This window comes from Rubrivirga sp. S365 (genome assembly GCF_032248475.1).
Taxonomy (GTDB): domain Bacteria; phylum Bacteroidota; class Rhodothermia; order Rhodothermales; family Rubricoccaceae; genus Rubrivirga; species Rubrivirga litoralis.
This window is the reverse complement of sequence record NZ_JAVTTN010000001.1, coordinates 54,618-71,124: the sequence shown is the minus strand read 5'-3', so window position 1 is coordinate 71,124 and position 16,507 is coordinate 54,618. Positions and strand designations below refer to the sequence as shown.

15 protein-coding genes are annotated in these 16,507 nt (G+C 72.2%); 7 read left to right on the top strand and 8 right to left on the bottom strand.

Features of this window, described 5'->3' with window-relative positions; genetic code table 11:
• The first annotated feature begins 71 nt into the window (after nucleotides 1-71).
• Nucleotides 72-1,550, top strand: coding sequence for a SusD/RagB family nutrient-binding outer membrane lipoprotein (locus RQM47_RS00260; protein ID WP_311662383.1), 1,479 nt, complete (start codon nucleotides 72-74; stop codon nucleotides 1,548-1,550).
• A gap of 45 nt (nucleotides 1,551-1,595) precedes the next feature.
• The gene (locus tag RQM47_RS00255) at nucleotides 1,596-2,588 is read left to right on the top strand and encodes a PKD domain-containing protein (RefSeq protein ID WP_311662382.1); all 993 of its coding nucleotides are present in this window, start codon (nucleotides 1,596-1,598) and stop codon (nucleotides 2,586-2,588) included.
• 105 nt (nucleotides 2,589-2,693) lie between these two features.
• Here RQM47_RS00255 and RQM47_RS00250 read toward each other — a convergent pair whose 3' ends face one another.
• The 5 genes from RQM47_RS00250 to truA form a co-directional block, all read right to left on the bottom strand.
• Nucleotides 2,694-3,716, bottom strand: coding sequence for a YpdA family putative bacillithiol disulfide reductase (locus tag RQM47_RS00250; RefSeq protein ID WP_311662381.1), 1,023 nt, complete (start codon nucleotides 3,714-3,716; stop codon nucleotides 2,694-2,696).
• Nucleotides 3,717-3,855: 139 nt separating this feature from the next.
• The gene (gene tadA, locus RQM47_RS00245; protein ID WP_311662380.1) at nucleotides 3,856-4,350 is read right to left on the bottom strand and encodes a tRNA adenosine(34) deaminase TadA; all 495 of its coding nucleotides are present in this window, start codon (nucleotides 4,348-4,350) and stop codon (nucleotides 3,856-3,858) included.
• Between the two features lie 80 nt (nucleotides 4,351-4,430).
• The gene (locus RQM47_RS00240) at nucleotides 4,431-5,717 is read right to left on the bottom strand and encodes an arginine deiminase family protein (protein ID WP_314006922.1); all 1,287 of its coding nucleotides are present in this window, start codon (nucleotides 5,715-5,717) and stop codon (nucleotides 4,431-4,433) included.
• Nucleotides 5,718-5,763: 46 nt separating this feature from the next.
• A complete protein-coding gene (locus tag RQM47_RS00235) occupies nucleotides 5,764-5,955 on the bottom strand; it encodes a hypothetical protein (protein WP_311662378.1) in 192 nt (63 codons plus the stop codon).
• Between the two features lie 112 nt (nucleotides 5,956-6,067).
• Nucleotides 6,068-6,850, bottom strand: a complete 783-nt coding sequence (gene truA / locus RQM47_RS00230) for a tRNA pseudouridine(38-40) synthase TruA (RefSeq protein WP_314006920.1) — start codon at nucleotides 6,848-6,850, stop codon at nucleotides 6,068-6,070.
• Nucleotides 6,851-7,170: 320 nt separating this feature from the next.
• Here truA and RQM47_RS00225 point away from each other — a divergent pair, with 320 nt between their 5' ends.
• Nucleotides 7,171-7,707, top strand: a complete 537-nt coding sequence (locus RQM47_RS00225) for a shikimate kinase (RefSeq protein ID WP_314006917.1) — start codon at nucleotides 7,171-7,173, stop codon at nucleotides 7,705-7,707.
• 54 nt (nucleotides 7,708-7,761) lie between these two features.
• Here the strand turns inward: RQM47_RS00225 and RQM47_RS00220 are convergent, their stop codons facing one another.
• Nucleotides 7,762-8,358, bottom strand: a complete 597-nt coding sequence (locus tag RQM47_RS00220) for a ribonuclease HII (protein WP_314006915.1) — start codon at nucleotides 8,356-8,358, stop codon at nucleotides 7,762-7,764.
• A 425-nt stretch (nucleotides 8,359-8,783) separates the two neighbouring features.
• On the opposite strand from RQM47_RS00220, the gene rho reads away from it, so the two are divergent.
• From rho to RQM47_RS00205, 3 genes are all read left to right on the top strand, one after another.
• Nucleotides 8,784-10,316, top strand: coding sequence for a transcription termination factor Rho (gene rho, locus RQM47_RS00215; protein WP_311662374.1), 1,533 nt, complete (start codon nucleotides 8,784-8,786; stop codon nucleotides 10,314-10,316).
• 219 nt (nucleotides 10,317-10,535) lie between these two features.
• A complete protein-coding gene (radC, locus tag RQM47_RS00210) occupies nucleotides 10,536-11,309 on the top strand; it encodes a RadC family protein (protein ID WP_311662373.1) in 774 nt (257 codons plus the stop codon).
• A gap of 58 nt (nucleotides 11,310-11,367) precedes the next feature.
• Nucleotides 11,368-11,754: a four helix bundle protein gene (locus tag RQM47_RS00205; protein WP_311662372.1), complete on the top strand. Its 387-nt coding sequence runs from the start codon at nucleotides 11,368-11,370 to the stop codon at nucleotides 11,752-11,754.
• A 78-nt stretch (nucleotides 11,755-11,832) separates the two neighbouring features.
• On the opposite strand, the gene RQM47_RS00200 is transcribed toward RQM47_RS00205, so the two are convergent.
• Both RQM47_RS00200 and RQM47_RS00195 read right to left on the bottom strand, forming a co-directional pair.
• Nucleotides 11,833-14,286 carry a zinc-dependent metalloprotease gene (locus RQM47_RS00200; protein ID WP_314006913.1) on the bottom strand — a complete coding sequence of 818 codons (2,454 nt, stop codon included), beginning with the start codon at nucleotides 14,284-14,286 and terminating at the stop codon, nucleotides 11,833-11,835.
• Nucleotides 14,287-14,357: 71 nt separating this feature from the next.
• On the bottom strand, nucleotides 14,358-14,873 hold the full coding sequence (locus tag RQM47_RS00195; protein WP_314006910.1) for a DUF1353 domain-containing protein: 516 nt from the start codon (nucleotides 14,871-14,873) through the stop codon (nucleotides 14,358-14,360).
• A 116-nt stretch (nucleotides 14,874-14,989) separates the two neighbouring features.
• On the opposite strand from RQM47_RS00195, the gene RQM47_RS00190 reads away from it, so the two are divergent.
• On the top strand, nucleotides 14,990-16,438 hold the full coding sequence (locus tag RQM47_RS00190) for a glycine--tRNA ligase (RefSeq protein ID WP_314006907.1): 1,449 nt from the start codon (nucleotides 14,990-14,992) through the stop codon (nucleotides 16,436-16,438).
• Nucleotides 16,439-16,507 lie beyond the last annotated feature (69 nt).

The following is a 16,507-nucleotide window of genomic DNA, read 5'->3' as shown; positions in this document are numbered from 1 at the left end:
CCGCCCCGCCCCGCCCGCGCGACGCGGGCGGGGCGGCCGTCGCGACCCGTACACCTTCTGACTCTCCTCCCGTGAACCGATCCATTGCCCTCGTCGGTGTCGTCGCCTGCGCCCTCACGCTGAGCGCCTGCGACCTTACCGAGCTCAACGAAAACCCGAACGAGTCGACGCAGCCTGTGACAGGGTTCATCCTGTCCCGTGCGGAGGTAAACCTCGCGCAGAACTACTTTGACAGCTTCAACAACGGCCGCTTCGGGCTCCTCTACGCCCAGTACTGGACGCAGAACCAGTACACGAGCGAGGACCGTTACCAGTACCGCGAAAACGTCGTGGACGCTTACTGGACTGATCTCTACCTCGTGATCAGCAACCTCCAGGAGCTCAAACGGCTCGTGCCGGAGGACGAGGCCGCTGTCAGCCCGGAGAACCAGGTCGCCGTCGCCGACATCATGCAGGTGTTCGCGTTCCACGTGATGACGGATATCTGGGGCGACATCCCATACACGGAGGCTCTGCAGGGGCGGGACAACCGGGTGCCGGCCTTCACGCCACAGGAGGAGATCTACCCCGACCTCATCCGCCGCCTAACGGAGGATCAGGCGATGATTGACGTGGCCGGGACTGTCCCAGGCGATCTCATTTACGGCGGCAACGCGGCTAGGTGGAAGCGGTTCGCCAACTCGCTCAAGATGCGAATCGCCATGCGGATGTCGGACCAACTCCCGGACCAGGCGGCGCAGGCCATCCAAGAAGCCATTGCGGCCGGCCCGATGAACAGCGTGGCTGACGCAGCGATCCTCGACTTTACAACGTCGGAGCCGTACACGAACCCGATCTACGAGAACTACGAAATCACGGGCCGCGACGACTGGGCCGTAACTGAAGGTCTGGTGACGACCCTCCAGGAGCGGAACGACCCGCGCCTCCCGATTTACGTTGCACCCACCCCGCGTTCCGTGGAGGTGACGCCGGGGGCGCCGGTGTACGAAGGACTCCCGTACGGGCTTGCGCAAGGCGTAGCCGCGGCCATTCCACGGTCCAACTTTTCGCGTCCGGGCGAGATCACGCGGGAAGCGACGTCGCCGGCCATCTTCATGCTCTACGACGAGGTCCTGTTCATCAAGGCTGAGGCCGCCGCTCGCGGGTTCATCAGCGGCGACGCTGACGACCTGTTCGAGGACGCCGTCCGCACCTCGTTTGAGTACTGGGGCGTCGACGATCAGGATGTCGTAGAGGACTACGTCAGTGACCTCCCCGATCTCGACGGCTCCAACTACAGGCAGGTTCTGGGTGTTCAGAAGTGGCTCGCCCTCTACATGCAGGGCATTCAGGGCTGGTCCGAGTGGCGCCGGCTCGACTTTACAGGTGTCCTGATCGAGCCGGTCGGAGGTAAGCTGGACTCCTTCGAGGGGCCGATCCCCGTCCGCCTCGTCTACCCCACCCAGGAGGAGGCTCTGAACAGCGATAACCTGGCCGCGGCCATCGCCAGCCAGGGTCCCGACACACAGGGGACCCGAGTCTGGTGGGACGTTGCGCCCATTGGTCTGTAACCACCCCCGCTCGCTCTCCTGAACCGCTTTATCTGTATCGCCTCCATGCCTATCTCCTCCCGCTTTCGCCCCCTCCTCTTGGGGACCCTCGCCCTCGCGGCGGGGCTCACGGCCTGCGACAACTTCGAGGACAACCTCGACTTTGAAGCCGGGGACTCCCGGACGATCGTCGGCGCGTCCTCCGTCGAGGTCGCCCCTGAGATCCGGTACATGGCGGACACGACCGCGACCGGCGTAACGATTACGAGCGTCGACGTCGAGACTGACCCGACGACGACGGTGCCCTACTACATCCAGGCCTACACGATCGACCAGACGTACGCGTGGAATGTCGAAGGACCGGGCAACCCGACCGGCGTGGTTCGGCGCGACGGCGAGTACTACGACGTTACGTTCGGGACCCGGGGCGCCTACACAGTCACCGTCAGTGACGGGACGTACGCTGGCACCGAGGATGTCACGGTGACGGAGCCGCCGTCCGTCGGGGCGTGCGCCGCGACGTCTTCGTCGCTCGTCCGCAACGGAGACAACGTGACGTACCGGGTGGTCGAAGGCGACCCCATCACGTTCAGCGCGGTGACCGCAGGCCGTCTCGACTCCGAGGTCTCAATCACGTACGGCGTGGACGGTCCTGACGCGGACACGGCCCCTGACGTCGTGCCTGTTGCGTCATTCCCCGTCACCTACACGTACCCGGAGGCCGGGTCTTACGACGCGACAATTGTCGTGGAGAACGAGGACGGGAGCGACTCGTGCACCCTCGACATTGAGGTCCGCGAGCCCGTCACGATCAGCGAGTGTACGGCCCAGCCGAGCGCGGTCCCGGTGGGCGGGGCGGTCCAGTTCAACGGCGTCGTCAACAGCCTGGTCGGCGACGCGAGCGTGTCCGTCGACTACGGCAACGGCGTGACGGCCAACAACGTCAGCCTGCCCCTCCAGTACACGTACAACACGGCGGGGACGTACACGGCCACGATCACGGCCGCAAACGCCCGCAGCAACGCGTCCTGCACGGTCGGCGTGACGGTCGGGAGCTAGATCCGAACCCCGGTTCTACGCTATAGCGGCCGGCGCCTCCAGGGGTGCCGGCCGCTCACGTTTCGTCCGCCCCGCCCGACGGCCGCCCCGCCCGGGCGGGGGCGGTCAGGGCTGCCCCACCGCCTCAACGTGAGGGACCGGCCGCCCCGCCAGGTGCGCGGCGATCCGGGCCGCGTGAATCCGGCCGTTCTCGATAAACCAGCGGCTCGTGTTGTAGCCGCCGCAGACGGTCCCCGCGAGGTAGAGGCCGGGCCGCGTCGTCTCCATCGTATCGTCGTCGAAGACGGGGACGCGAGCGGGGCCGTCGAGCTCGACGCCGGCCGCGGTCAGGAACGAGAAGTCCGGGTGGTAGCCGATGAGCGCGAGGACGAAGTCGGCCTCGACGGCGAGCGGGCCGTCGGGTGTGCGGACGTGGACGGTCGTCGGCGTGATGCGCTCGACGGTCGAGTGGAAGTGGGCTTCGATGGCGCCCTCCTCGATTCGGTTGAGGAGGTCCGGGCGGATCCAGTACTTCACGCTCGTCGTGATCTCCCCGCCCCGCACGACCATCGTCACGTCGCCGCCGTGGCGGTTGATCTCCAGGGCGGCCTTGGCCGCCGAGTTTTTGGCCCCGACCACGACCGTCCGCCGCCCGCTGTACAGGTACGGCTCCTTGTAGTAGTGGGCGACGTGGGGCAAGTCCTCGCCCTCGACGCCGAGCCGGTTGGGCTGGTCGAAGAAGCCTGTGGCGACCACGACCGCCCGGGCCGCGTGCGTCCCCCGCGACGTGACGACGGTAAAGTCGCCCGCCCCGCCCTCGACGGCGAGCACGCGCTCGCCGAGGCGGACATCGAGCCCCTCGCGCTGGGCGACGGCGCGGTAGTAGTCGAGGGCCTCCTCGCGGCGCGGCTTGTAGAGCGTGGTCGCGAGCGGGTGCCCGCCGATCTCCAGGAGCTCGGGCGTCGAGAAAAACTCCATGAGCGTCGGGTACCCGACGATCGAGTTGACGAGCGCCTCTTTTTCGACCACGCGCGCCGTGAGCCCTGCGCGCTCCGCCTCGATCGCGCACGCGAGCCCGATGGGGCCGGCGCCGACCACAAGGAGGTCGACGGCGTCGGGGCGGGGCGGGGCGGGGCGTCCGTTGGGCACGGCGGGGCGGGGCGGTGTCCGGCTGCTACCGCCCCGCCCCCGGCGTGTTGCCAAGCGGACGTGGAAACGGGGCCGCGGACCTGTGCCGCCCCGGCCGCCTTGGTCGCCGCTGCCTGGGCGGGGTGGCCCGCCTCGCCCCCTATGCGCCGCCCCGCCCGTCGGGGGCGGGGCGGCGGGCGCGGAAGAACGCGCGCAGGAGGTCGGCGGCGGCGTCGGCCTCGACACCGGAGACCGTCTCGACCTGGTGGTTGAGGCGCCGGTCCTGGGGGATGTCGAAGAGCGTGGAGGCGGCCCCGGCCTTCTCGTCGAACGCCCCGAACACGAGCCGGTCCAGCCGCGCCCACACGAGCGCGCCGGCGCACATGGGGCACGGCTCCAGCGTCACGTAGAGCGTGCAGCCGGCGAGGTTCTTAGTGCCGAGCGTCTGGCAGGCGGCCGAGACCGCGAGCATCTCGGCGTGTGCCGTCGGGTCGGCGAGTCGCTCGACTTGGTTGTGGCCCCGCCCGACGACCGCCCCGCCCTGCACCACGACGGCGCCGACGGGGACCTCACCGGCCTCGTACGCCCGCTCGGCCTCCTTCAGGGCCATCTGCATCCACCGGCGGTCGGGGTCGAGGAGCGAGGCGAGAGACACGGTCTAGAATGCGGAATGTTGAACGCGGAATGACGAAATGGAATGCGCCTGGGCGGGGTGGGGTGGTAGCCCTTCCGCATTCACGATTCCGAATTCCGCATTCGCACGAGCGGCATCGTCATGCAGCGCGGGCCGCCCCGCCCGCGCGAGAGCTCGTTGCCCGAGAGGCGGACGGCGATCCGGTCCTGCGAGGCCGCCGCGGCGTCGCCGTAGAAGCCCAGGAAGTCATCGGCGCTGACGACGTGGAAGCCGGCCCGGGCGAGCGCCTCGTAGGTCGCCCGGTTGCGGGCGTAGCCGACGACGAGGCCGGGGCGGACAGCGAACAGGTTGGCCCCGTCCGTCCACTGCTCGCGCCGCTGGCGGATCGGGTCGGTGCCGCCGCACGGGATGAACGTGTACGACCGGCCGGTTACCTCCTCGAGCGCTTCGCGGACGCTCGGGAGCGGGCGCATGCGGAACTCGCGGGGTCCGTCGCCGCCCCGCTCTGCGCCGGCCTCGATGTGGAGGACGTGGTCCCGCGGCTCCTCGATGATGGGCGGAAAGACGACGCACGTGTCGTCGTCGGCGAACGTGAACACGGTGTCGAGGTGCATGCAGTAGCGCTCCTTCGGGAGGTTCACCATCAGCACGTGCTCGACGGACGTTCGGTCCAGAAGCGCCCGCGCGACGGCTAGCACGCCGCCCAGGCTCGTCCGCTCGCTCTGCCCGATCATCACCACGCGCTCGTCGACGACCAGGAGGTCGCCGCCCTCGAACGTCACGTCCTCCGGCAGCTCGATGAGCCGCTCGCGGGCCGCCGCGAACCGCGGGTGGTGGTGGTAGATCGTGCGGATGATCGCGCTCTCGGGCCGCCGCGCCGCCGTCGCGGCCAGGCTCAGGATCGGGTGGTCGCCGACGACGGCCGAGAGGTCGCGCGTGAACAGGAGGTTGGGGAGCGGCGTGGCCGAGACCGCGAACGGCGCCTGCCCCGTCAGCGCGAAGCGGTGGAGCGCGTCGGGGCCGAGCGCCTTGAGCTCGGCCTCGTACGCCTCGAAGTTGCGCTCGGGGAGGAGCTCGACGAGCGCCTCGACGAACGACTCGCGCGCGTCGGCCCCGTCGAACGCCTCGCGGAGCAGGTCGGACAGCTGGAGGACCGCCCCGCCCTCGGCGCCGGCGTCGCCGATGGCCGCCTCGAACAGGCGGACGAGCGTGGCGTGCTCCTCGCGGGCCTCCTCCACGAACAGGAGGTCGTCGAACAGCAGCTCGTCCTTGTTCCCCGGCGCCACGAGCGCCATTTCCTCGCCCGGCGTGTGGACCACGACCTGCCGGAGCGGGGCGGTCTCGGAGGAGACTTGGAGAGGCGGGGCGGCGGTGGCAGACTCGGGCATCGGGCGGGGCAAAGTGTAGCGCCCAAGCTACCGCCCCGCCCGCGCTCTACCGCCGGCTCTTGTCGCGGACGAGCTCGACGAACCGGAGCCCCGCGGCCACGACCACGAGCACGATGATCACGCGGACGGCCAGCGCGAGGAGCCACCCGACCAGGTCGAGCACGAGCGCGAGCAGGCCGAACGCCGCCACCAGGACGATGGCGACGACGAGGATCTGGAGCAAACGCTGGATCAGCATGGCGGGGCGTCCGGTGCGGCGGCGTGAGAGCCCATGGTTCGGGCAGGGCGCGGAATGGTTGCGTGGAGTTGCCGTCAACGCTCCGCGTCGCGGTCCGGTGCCCGCCCCGCCCCTATAGCGCCGCGGGCGGGGCGGCGGGCGGGGCGGCGAACGCGGGCTCGGCGTAGTCCACGCGCTCCAGGACGAGGCCGAGGGCCGGAGCGGCGGGGCCGGCCGCGCGGCGGTCGCGGGCGCCGAGGACGCGGACGAGGTCGTCTACCGGCCGGCGCCCGCGCCCGACCTCGACGAGCGTCCCGACGACGGCCCGGACCATACCGTGCAGGAAGCGGTCGGCGGCGATCTCGAAGTCCCAGTCGCCCGCGCGCGCTCCGGGCACCCACCGCGCCGTCTCGACGGTGCACACGCGGTTCGTCGTCTCCGACTTCGTCCGGCAGAACGACGAAAACTCGTGGCGCCCCAGGAGCGTCTCGGCGGCCCGGTTCATGGCGTCGACGTCGGGGGCGGGCCGGAAGAGCGCGCGTGTCCGGCGGTCGAGGGCACGGGGCTCGGTCGTGGCCTGGTACGTGTACCGCCGCCGCCGCGCGTCGAACCGCGCGTGGAACCCGTCGGGTGCGGGCTCCAGGGCGAGCACGGCGACGGCCGGCGGGAGCAGCCCGTTCAGCGCCGCCCGCAGCCGGTGCGCGTCGGGCGCCGCGTCGGTCACGAAATGCGCCACCTGCCCGCGGGCGTGGACGCCCGTGTCCGTCCGCCCCGACCCGACGACGGCGACGGGCGCGCGGAGCGCCGTCGCGAGCGCGGCCTCGACGGTGCCTTGAATCGTCGGCCCCGCCGGCTGGACCTGCCAGCCGCGGAAGTCGGTCCCGTCGTACTCGATCAGAAGGCGCGTGGTGGGCAAGGGGGATGGGGGATGGGGGATGGGGGATGGGGGATGGGGGATGGGGGATGGGGGATGGGGCGGGCGCCGTGAAATGTTCCGGCCACCCCGCCCGGCCCGGTCGCCCCTACGGCCCCGCCCAGACGCTGCGGCCCGACGGCGTTGCATGCAACGCCGCTACGTCGGCCGCCCCGCCCCTGGTGTGGGCGGGGTGGTGCATTCTGCCCGCTGCCCGCTGCCCGCTGCCCGCTGCCCGCTGCCCGCTGCCCGCTGCCCGCTGCCCGCTGCCCGCTGCCCGCTGCCCGCGCGATCTTCCGCCTTCCGCCTTCCGCCTTCCTTCCGTGTCCCCCCGCGTCTACCTCACCGGCTTCATGGCCTCCGGCAAGAGCACCGTTGGCCCGCTCGTGGCCGACCGCCTGGGGTACCGCTTTGTCGACCTGGACTGGCTGATCGAGGCGCGGACGGGGCAGACCATCCCCGCCCTGTTCGAGCGGGGCGGGGAGGCCGCGTTCCGCGAGGCCGAGGCCGAGGCCCTCGCCGAGACCACGAACGCCGAGGGCCTCGTCGTGGCGACCGGCGGCGGCGCGCTCGTGGACCTCGTGAACCTGTGGACGGCGCAGTCGGCGGGCGTCGTCGTGTGGCTCCGCGCGTCCGCCGCGACCACGCTCGCACGCCTCGGAGACGCCGGGGGCCGTCCGCTCCTGGCCGACGGGGCGGGGCGGTCGCTCCAGGGCGAGGCGCTGGCCCAGCGCGTCGGTGCGCTCCTGGCCGAGCGCGAGCCGACGTACGCCCAGGCCCACCTCGTCGTGGACGCCGACCGGCTCCCCGCCCTCGTCGCCCGCGACGTGGCCGAGGCCGTCGTCGAGCGGGGCGGCTGACGGGCGCTCCACCCCGCCCGCGTGTGCTCCGCCAGCCGCCGCCCCGCCCGCGCGTTACCGCGTGAGGCGGAACGAGCGCCGGTGGTGCGGGCTCGGCCCGTGCGCCGCGAGCGCCTCGTAGTGCGCCGCCGTCGGGTACCCCTTGTGCCCCGCCCAGCCGTAGGCCGGGAACGCCGCGTCGAGCTCGACCATGATCCGGTCCCGCGTCACCTTGGCCACGACCGACGCCGCCGCGATCGACAGGCTGAGCCCGTCGCCCTTGACGACCGTCTCCTGCGGGCACGGCGCGTCTGGGATCCGCGTGTTGCCGTCGACCAGGACCGCGTCGGGCGGGGCGGGAAGGGCGGCCGCCGCGCGGCGCATGGCCTCCATCGCCGCCCACAGCACGTTCAGCCGGTCGACCTCCTCCGGCGAGCACTGGCCGACGGCGACGGCGACGGCGACGCGTTCGATCTGGGGGACGAGCGCCTCGCGGGCCGCTGGCGAGAGCTTTTTGGAGTCGTCCAGGCCGGGGAGACGGGCGTCCGGCGGGAGCACGACGGCGGCGGCCACGACCGGGCCGGCGAGGCAGCCCCGCCCGGCCTCGTCCAGGCCGGCGACGGCGCGCCGTCCGGCGGCCCAGTGGCGGCGTTCGAGGGAGAGGTCGGGCATGGCCCGAGGATAGCGCCGCCCCGCCCGCGGGGGCCGTAGCCTCCGCCCCGCCCGACGTGGGAGCGGAGCGGCACGTGCGCTTGCTTCCCGTGGGGAAACCGTCTATCTTCTCCGTCGTCAGAACGTGGCCCCACTCGCGAACCCAACCGACGCAGCCGGGGCACTCTAGGGCCGGCAGTCACGTCGTCGCAGCGGAGCGAGACGGAGCGGATGCCTCCGCGGCCGGCCCGATTGTTGTAACCGTTTCGCACAGGCCCGCGCTGAGTTGGGCCGAGTGCTTGTCCGGCCGCACACGCGCCGGACGCCCGAACGATCCGCACGGACCCCTGCGGCCGCACACGCCTGAGCGCATGCTCGGCCCAGGCCGTCTTCCCCCCCGACGCGCCGGCGCCCGCCGACGCCCTGTATCGCCAGCCATCCATTTCATGGCAGACAAGACGAGCTCGTCGGCCCCCGACGACGCGACGGACCGCCCCGACGACGCTGACACCAAGCGCCGGTCGCGGTCGCGGACCAAGGTCATCGACCTCACCGGGAGCGCCAGCGGCACGAACGGATCGTCCGACGCGGCCGATGCGAAAGCCCCCGCCAAGCGCCGCACGCGCAAAAAGAAGGAGGACGCCCCGGCCCCCACAGAGGACGCCCAGGCCGACGGCGGCTCCGAGGCCCCTAAGCGCCGCCGCCGCAAGACGCGCGACGCCGAGCCCGTCGCCTCCAGCGACAGCCTCCCCGACGAGGGCGGCAGCGACGACGAGGGCGGGGGCCGCCGCAAAAAGCGGAGCCGCTCCAAAAAGGGCGGGGACTCCCCGAAGAAAGGCGGCGACAACAGCAAGGGCGGCGGCCACCCCGGAGAGCCGTTCGAGGGCATGCTCGAGCTGATCGGCGACAAGAAGTTCGGGTTCATCCGCGAGCTCTCGACGTCGCTGACCAAGGGCGACAACGACCCGTTCATGCCGCCCCCGCTCATCCAGAAGTACAACCTCCGCGACGGCGTGCTCCTCAAGGGCACGATCAAGCCGGGCCGCAAGGGGGCCTGGCAAGTCTCCGAGGTCGAGGAAGTGATGGGCATGAGCCCGGACGAGTGGGCCGAGGAGACCGAGGACTTCGACGAGGGCCTCGTCATCTACCCCGAGGAAAAGCTCCACCTCGTAACCGGCTCCGACGACACGTCGATGCGCGTCATCGACATGGTCTCGCCGCTCGGGAAGGGCCAGCGGGCGCTCATCGTCGCCCCGCCCCGCGCCGGCAAGACGGTGCTCCTGAAGGGGATCGCCGCCGGGCTCGCCGAGAACCACCCCGAGGTCAAGCTCGTGGCCCTGCTCATCGACGAGCGGCCCGAGGAGGTGACCGACTTCCGCCGGAACACGGAGTGCACCGTCTTCGCGTCGTCGAACGACGCCGGCGAGGACAACCACGTCCGCGTGGCCACGCTCGCGTTCGAGTACGCGCGCCGGCTCGTCGAGCAGAAGAACGATGTCGTCATCCTGCTCGACTCGCTCACGCGCCTCGGGCGGACGTTCAACCTGTTCGGCGGCAACTCCGGGCGGACCATGTCGGGCGGCCTCGACGCCCGCGCGCTCCTCATGCCGCGCAAGATCTTCGGGTCGGCCCGGAACATCGAGAACGGCGGCTCGCTGACCATCATCGCCACGGCGCTCGTCGAGACCGGCAGCCGCATGGACGACGTGATCTTCGAGGAGTTCAAGGGGACCGGCAACGCCGAGATCGTCCTCGACCGCGACCTCTCGGAAAAGCGGATCTACCCGGCCATCAACATCAAGCGCTCGGGGACGCGGAACGAGGAGCGCCTCGTGCCGGACGAGATCGCGAAGCAGCGCAACATGCTCCTCCGCGCGCTGAACTCCCGCTACCCCGACGAGGCCATGCAGGCGCTGCTCAAGCAGATCCAGCTGAGCCCGTCGAACGAGCACCTGCTCAACGAGCTGATCCCTGAGTAAGGCACGAGGCGCCACCCCACCTGTCGACCGGCCGCCCCACCCCGCTCGTCCGGGGCGGGGCGGCGTGCGTTTCGGGCGGGGCGGTGAGGCGCGACGCGGGGCAGACGTGGTACCACCCCGCCCGCAAATCCGCTGTCGCTGCGGGGGCGGGGCGGCCCGGGAGGGTTACGCCGGGCGGGGCGGCGGGTCTAGCGAGGCCCGCTCGCACCCACCCCGCCCATGCCCGCCGACGCCTTCCGCCCCGGGATCTCGCTCCACGAGCCCGAGGAGCCCGACGTCCAGTACGGGTACGTCCCCATCCGCGACCGGCCCGAAGCGGACCGGCCCCGCGAAAAGCTTCTGGCCAAAGGCCCGTCCGCGTTGTCGGATGCCGAACTGGTGGGGCTCGTGTTCGGGAGCGGGACGCGCGTCGGCGGGCGGAGCGTGTCGGCCGTCGAGCTGGGGCAGGCGCTGCTCCAGGCGTACGGGTCGCTGGCGAAGCTGGCCCGGCGCGACGCGGCCCAGGTGGCGCGGTCCACGAAGGGCGTCGGCCCGGCGAAGGCGGCGCAGCTGGCGGCCGTGTTCGAGATCGGCCGCCGCGTCGAGGCCGCCCCGCCCGCGGGCCGCGTCCAGGTGCGGAGCCCGGCCGACGTGGCCGCCGCCTACGGCCCGCGCCTCCGCGACCTGCCCCGCGAGGTGTTCGTCGTGCTCCACCTCAACACGGCCAACGTGGTCACGTCCGAGTACACGCTGACGACGGGCGGACTGGCGGCCTCCATTGTCGAGCCGCGCCAGGTGTTCGAGCGGGCCATCCTGGAGCACGCCGCGTCGGTCGTGTGCCTCCACAACCACCCGTCGGGCAACCCCGAGCCCAGCCGCGAGGACGTGGCGGTCACGAAGCAGCTGGTCGAGGCGGGGCGGGTGCTGGGCATCCCAGTCCACGACCACATCGTCATCGCGGGCCGCGGCTTCACGTCGCTCGCCGAGCGCGGGCTGATGGGCGGGGCGGGGTGAGGGGGCGAGAGAGCAGGTAGAGCGGGAGAGCAGGTAGAGCGAGAGAGCAGGTAGAGCAATGGCGATCAGAGAAGTCAGAGAGCTCCACGTCTATGGCGAGGCCTTCGCTTGTGCGATGGCGCTGTTCGAGCAGTCGAAGCGGTGGCCGAAGGAAGAGCAGTATGCGCTGACCGATCAGGTCCGGCGGTCGTCTCGGAGCGTCTGCGCAAACCTGTCCGAAGCGTGGGCAAAGCGCGGGTATCCCAGACATTTTGCGAGCAAACTCTCCGACGCCCATGCCGAGGCCGAAGAGACGCTGACGTGGGTCCGATTCGCGGAGCGTTGCGGCTACCTCGACGCAGACGTCGCCACCGCGCTCGCGGCCCAGTACCGGCAGATCAACGCCGGCTTGCTTCGGATGATCTCGACCCGCGACCGCTGGTGCGCCCCCGCCCACCGGCCGTAGGCTGCTCTACCTGCTCTACCTGCTCTACCTGCTCTACCTGCTCTACCTGCTCTACCTGCTCTACCTGCTCTACCTGCTCTACCTGCTCCCAATCGGCGCCCCCGGCGGCGCGTCCAGCCGCTCCACCCCGCCCTCCGGGTCGTACTCGCGGTCGAGGAAGCGGAAGATCCGGTCGGCCAGCCATCGGTCGAGCGCGCCGTCCGCCCCGCCCCCGTCGGCGGAGAGCTGGGCGCCGAGCGCGAGCGCGTGGTCGACCGCTGCGGCCTGGACCTCGGGGGCTGCGTCGTCGTCGGCCGCGAGGCCGAGCAGGCCGTCGACCCACGCGGAGAGGGTGGCCCGGCGGAGGGCCATCTCGTAGGGCGTCGCCGCCGGCGCCGTGCGGACGGCGGTCGTCGTCCGCTCCAGGACGTCGGCGAGGCCGGGGAGCGAGCCGTCGAGGGTGGGCTGGTACGCGAGCCGCGCCGCGCGGTCGGGGTCGAGCAGGAACCCGAACACCAGCGTCGCCGCCGTCTCGGCCGGGGCCACGGGGTCGAACGTGAGCCCCGTCCGCCGGTCGAACAACTCGCGCGTGGCGCCGTAGCCCGGCGGGCGGGGCGGGATCAACCGGGCCGCGTCGGGCAGCGCGAGGGCCGCTGGCGTGACGGCCTCCAAGAGCGCGCCCAGCGCCGCGCGCTGCACGTCACCCGGGACCGGCGCGGGCGGGGCGGATCCGTCGCCGCGCTCGGTGTACGCGTACGCCACCCCGCCCACGAGGTGGGACGCCGCCTCGACCTGGTAGCGGTGGCCGAGGTAGAGCGGGACGAGGACCTCTTCGAGCGTTGCCAGCGGGCGCCCCTCGCGGACGGCGGCCTCCCCAAAGCGGTCGAGCGCCGCGCGCCGCACGGCCATCTGCGAGCGGAGCGCCGCGACGGCGTCGGCCCCGTTGTCCCAGAGCGCGGCGACGGGCGAGGCGGCCCCGGCGGGGCGGGCGTCGGCGTCGGTGAGGAAGAGGAGCCCGCGTGCGCGGGTCTCGGCCAGGATCGCCGGCAGCGCGCCCTCGTCCGGCGTGTACCCGTAGCGGACGGCCTGCACGTCCCAGTCGCCCAGGCCGACGCCGTAGGCGTCCGACAGGTCCACCCCGCCCTCGGCGACGGCGGCGAGCGGGGCGGGGTAGTCCATGACCGAGGCGCGGCCCTGCGTCGAGGCGGCAAAGTTGTGGGCGAGCCCGATCGTGTGGCCGACCTCGTGGGCCGAGAGCTGGCGGAGCCGCGCGAGCGCGAGCGCGAGCATGGGGTCGCCCTCCGGGTCGAAGCCGGCCGCGTTCTCGCCGGTGTACGGTGCGAGCAGGCCCTCGGCGATGAGGTAGTCCTGGCGCACGCGGAGCGAGCCCAACGAGACGGCCCCCTTCAGGATCTCGCCCGTCCGCGGGTCCGTCACGCTGGCCCCGTAGCTCCACCCGCGCGTGGCCCGGTGGACCCACTGGATCGTGTTGTAGCGGACGTCGAGCGGGTCGACCGAGTCCGGCCGGACCTCGACGCGGTAGGCGTCGCGGAAGCCGGCGGCGCGGAACGCGTCGGCCCACCACCGCGCCCCGTCCAGGAGAGCCCCGCGCACGGGCTCGGGCGTCCCGGGGTCCAGGTAGTACACGATGGGCTCGGCCGGGTCGCACAGGCCGCTCGCGTCGGGCGGGGCGGCGCACTGCAAACGGTGCCGCGTGATAAACCGCCGCTCGACCTCCTCGCCGATGGGGACCGCGTAGTCGGCGTAGCCGGTGGGAAAGTAGCCCGAGGCCGGGCGGAACGGCCGCGGCGTGTAGCCCGGCGGCGGGAGCGCCACGAACGAGTGCCGCACGCGGACCGTCACGGCCGTCGGGTCGGCGGCCACGTCGCGGACGTAGCGGCCCGGCGCGTCGCTGGCGAACGTGAGGCGGGCTTCGAGCTCCGTGTTCTGCGGGAACGCCTTGAGCTCGGCCGGGACGAGCGCGCTCCGCGCGCGGTCGAGCGCGAACGCGCCCTGGCCGGTCCCCTTCAGCCGCTGTGCCACGCCGTGCGCGTCGCGGACCACGAAGTCGGTCGCGTCGAGGAGCACCGCCCCGCCCTCGCCCTCGGCGCCCACGTCGAAGCCCCACACGACCGACGGCGCGAACGCGTCCTCGACGGCCAGCCGCTCGGCCGCGTTGTCGGTGTCGGCCCGGAACCGGAGGTTCGGCTGCACGAGGAGCACGCGCGGCCCGACCCGCTCGAACCGGACCACGCGCTCGCCGCCGAGCTGCCCCCGGTCGAGGCCGACGTCGTTCGACCCCAGCCCGGCCGCCAGCGAGACGACGTAGAGGAGGTCCGTGTCGAGCGCCGGCACTTCGAGCCACGCCTTCCCGGCCGCGGCGTCCCAGTAGACGGGCAGGAAGCCGTCGCGCCGTTCCATGCCGGCCGTCTTCGCGGCGATCGTCGGAAGCGCCGCCCCGCCCGGCGCGTCTGCGGTCGGGCGGGGCGGCGTGGTCGTGGCGCACCCGGCCGCGAGAACCGTGAGGAGGACGAGAGCGAGCAGGCGGAGCATGGCGGCGGGGCGAACCCAAAGGGCGGTCCCAGAGGGCGGGGCGGACGCGGGAGCCGGGCGTAAGGTAGGGCTTATGGCCGCGGCGCCGGGCGCGTCTGACGTCGCCCCCAAACCCCGCCCGCGAACGCGCGGACGGCCAGGAACGCCGCCCGCCGCCGCCATCGTGGCACGCCCTGCTCGCGCATAAGCCGCGCGAACAGCCGGTCGGCGTCGCGGCGCGTCCACCATTTGGGCACCGGCTCCCACCCCGCCCCCGGCGTCCGCCCCGCCCCCGGCGTCCGCCCCGCCCACCGGAGCGTCTCGGCGCGGCCGGCCCGTGCGTAGAGCCAGTCGTGGAAGATGGACGCGATGCCCAGGTCGATGGGCGCGACGAGCGTCCACAGCGGCCGGGGCACGCTCGCAAAGTCGTGCTCGAACCCAGCCGGCACGACGAGCCGGTAAACGCCCTCCGCCCCGCCCTCGGGCGTGTGCCGCCACGTGTACGACGCGTCGTCGGCGAGCCGGAACCGGCGGAGGTCGGGGAGCAGCGTCTGGCGCGGCGCCGTGACGTCGCCGGGGACGCCGGGCAGCAGGGGCGGGGCGGACATCGGGGGCGGGGCGGTTCTGGGGGCGGGGCGGTCCCAACCTAGCCCGCGCTTTTCGACCGCCGTTCGCCGCCCCGCCCCGCCCCGCCCCGATCTTGCGGGCTCCTTACACATCCGACATGGCCGACCTCGACACGATCGTCTCCCTCGCCAAGCGCCGCGGCTTCCTCTACCCGTCGTCCGAGATCTACGGCGGGCTGGGCGCCGTGTACGACTACGGCCCGCTCGGCGTCGAGCTCAAGCGGAACGTCCGCGAGCGGTGGTGGAACGCGATGGTCCGCGAGCACGACAACGTCGTCGGGCTCGACGCCGCCATCCTCATGCACCCGACCGTCTGGAAGGCGTCCGGCCACGTCGATGCGTTCTCGGACCCCATGATCGACGACAAAGCCTCGAAGCGGCGCTACCGGGCCGACCAACTCATCGAGGGCCACGTCGACAAGCTCCGCTCGAAGGGCAAGGACGACGAGGCCGACGCCGTCTACGGCCGCTTCGTGGCCGCCCTCAACGCCGACGACCCGGCCTCGGCCCTCGGCCAGATCATCCAGGACGAGGAGATCAAGAGCCCCGACTCGGGCGCCTTCGACTGGACCGACGTCCGCCAGTTCAACCTCATGTTCGAGACGCGCGTGGGCGCCGTCGCCGGCGAGGACGACCGGATCTACCTCCGCCCCGAGACGGCCCAGGGCATCTTCGTCCACTTTAAGACGGTCGCCGAGACGGCCCGGCAGCAGGTCCCGTTCGGGATCGCCCAGATCGGGAAGGCCTTCCGCAACGAGATCGTCGCGCGCCAGTTCATCTTCCGCATGCGCGAGTTCGAGCAGATGGAGATGCAGTACTTCGTCAAGCCCGGCGAGCAGATCGCGGCCTACAACGAGTGGTCCGAGCGGCGCATGGCGTGGCACCGCGCCAACGGCATCCGCCCCGAGAAGCTGCGGTGGCACGAGCACGAAAAGCTGGCCCACTACGCCGACGCCGCCCAAGACGTCCAGTACGAGTACCCGTTCGGGTGGAACGAGGTCGAGGGCGTCCACAGCCGGACCGACTACGACCTGAGCCGGCACCAGGAGTTCAGCGGCAAAAAGCTGGAGTACTTCGACCCGCAGACGCAGGAGCGCTACCTCCCCTACGTCGTCGAGACGTCGGTCGGCCTCGACCGAACGATCCTCATGGTGCTCTGCGACGCCTACACCGAGGAGGAGGTCACGAACGGCGACAAGACCGAGACGCGGACGGTCCTCCGGTTCCACCCCGCCCTCGCCCCGTTCACGGCCGCCGTGTTCCCGCTCGTCAAGAAGGGCGGGATGCCCGAGGCGGCCCACAAGATCGAGGCCGACCTCCGCCGGCAGTTCAACGTGACCTACGACGAGAAGGGCGCCGTCGGCCGCCGCTACCGCCGCCAGGACGAGGTCGGGACGCCGTTCGCCATCACCGTCGACGGCGACACGCTAGAGGACGGGACCGTGACCGTCCGCGACCGGGACTCGATGGAGCAGGACCGGATCCCGGCCGAGAACGTCCGCCGCTACATCGAGGACAAGGTCGACGCCTGGACGCCGGCGGCGTGAGGGCGGGGCGGCGACCCCGCCCTCGGCCCCAGACAAAAAGAGAGCCGCGCCCGGAGATGGGCGCGGCTC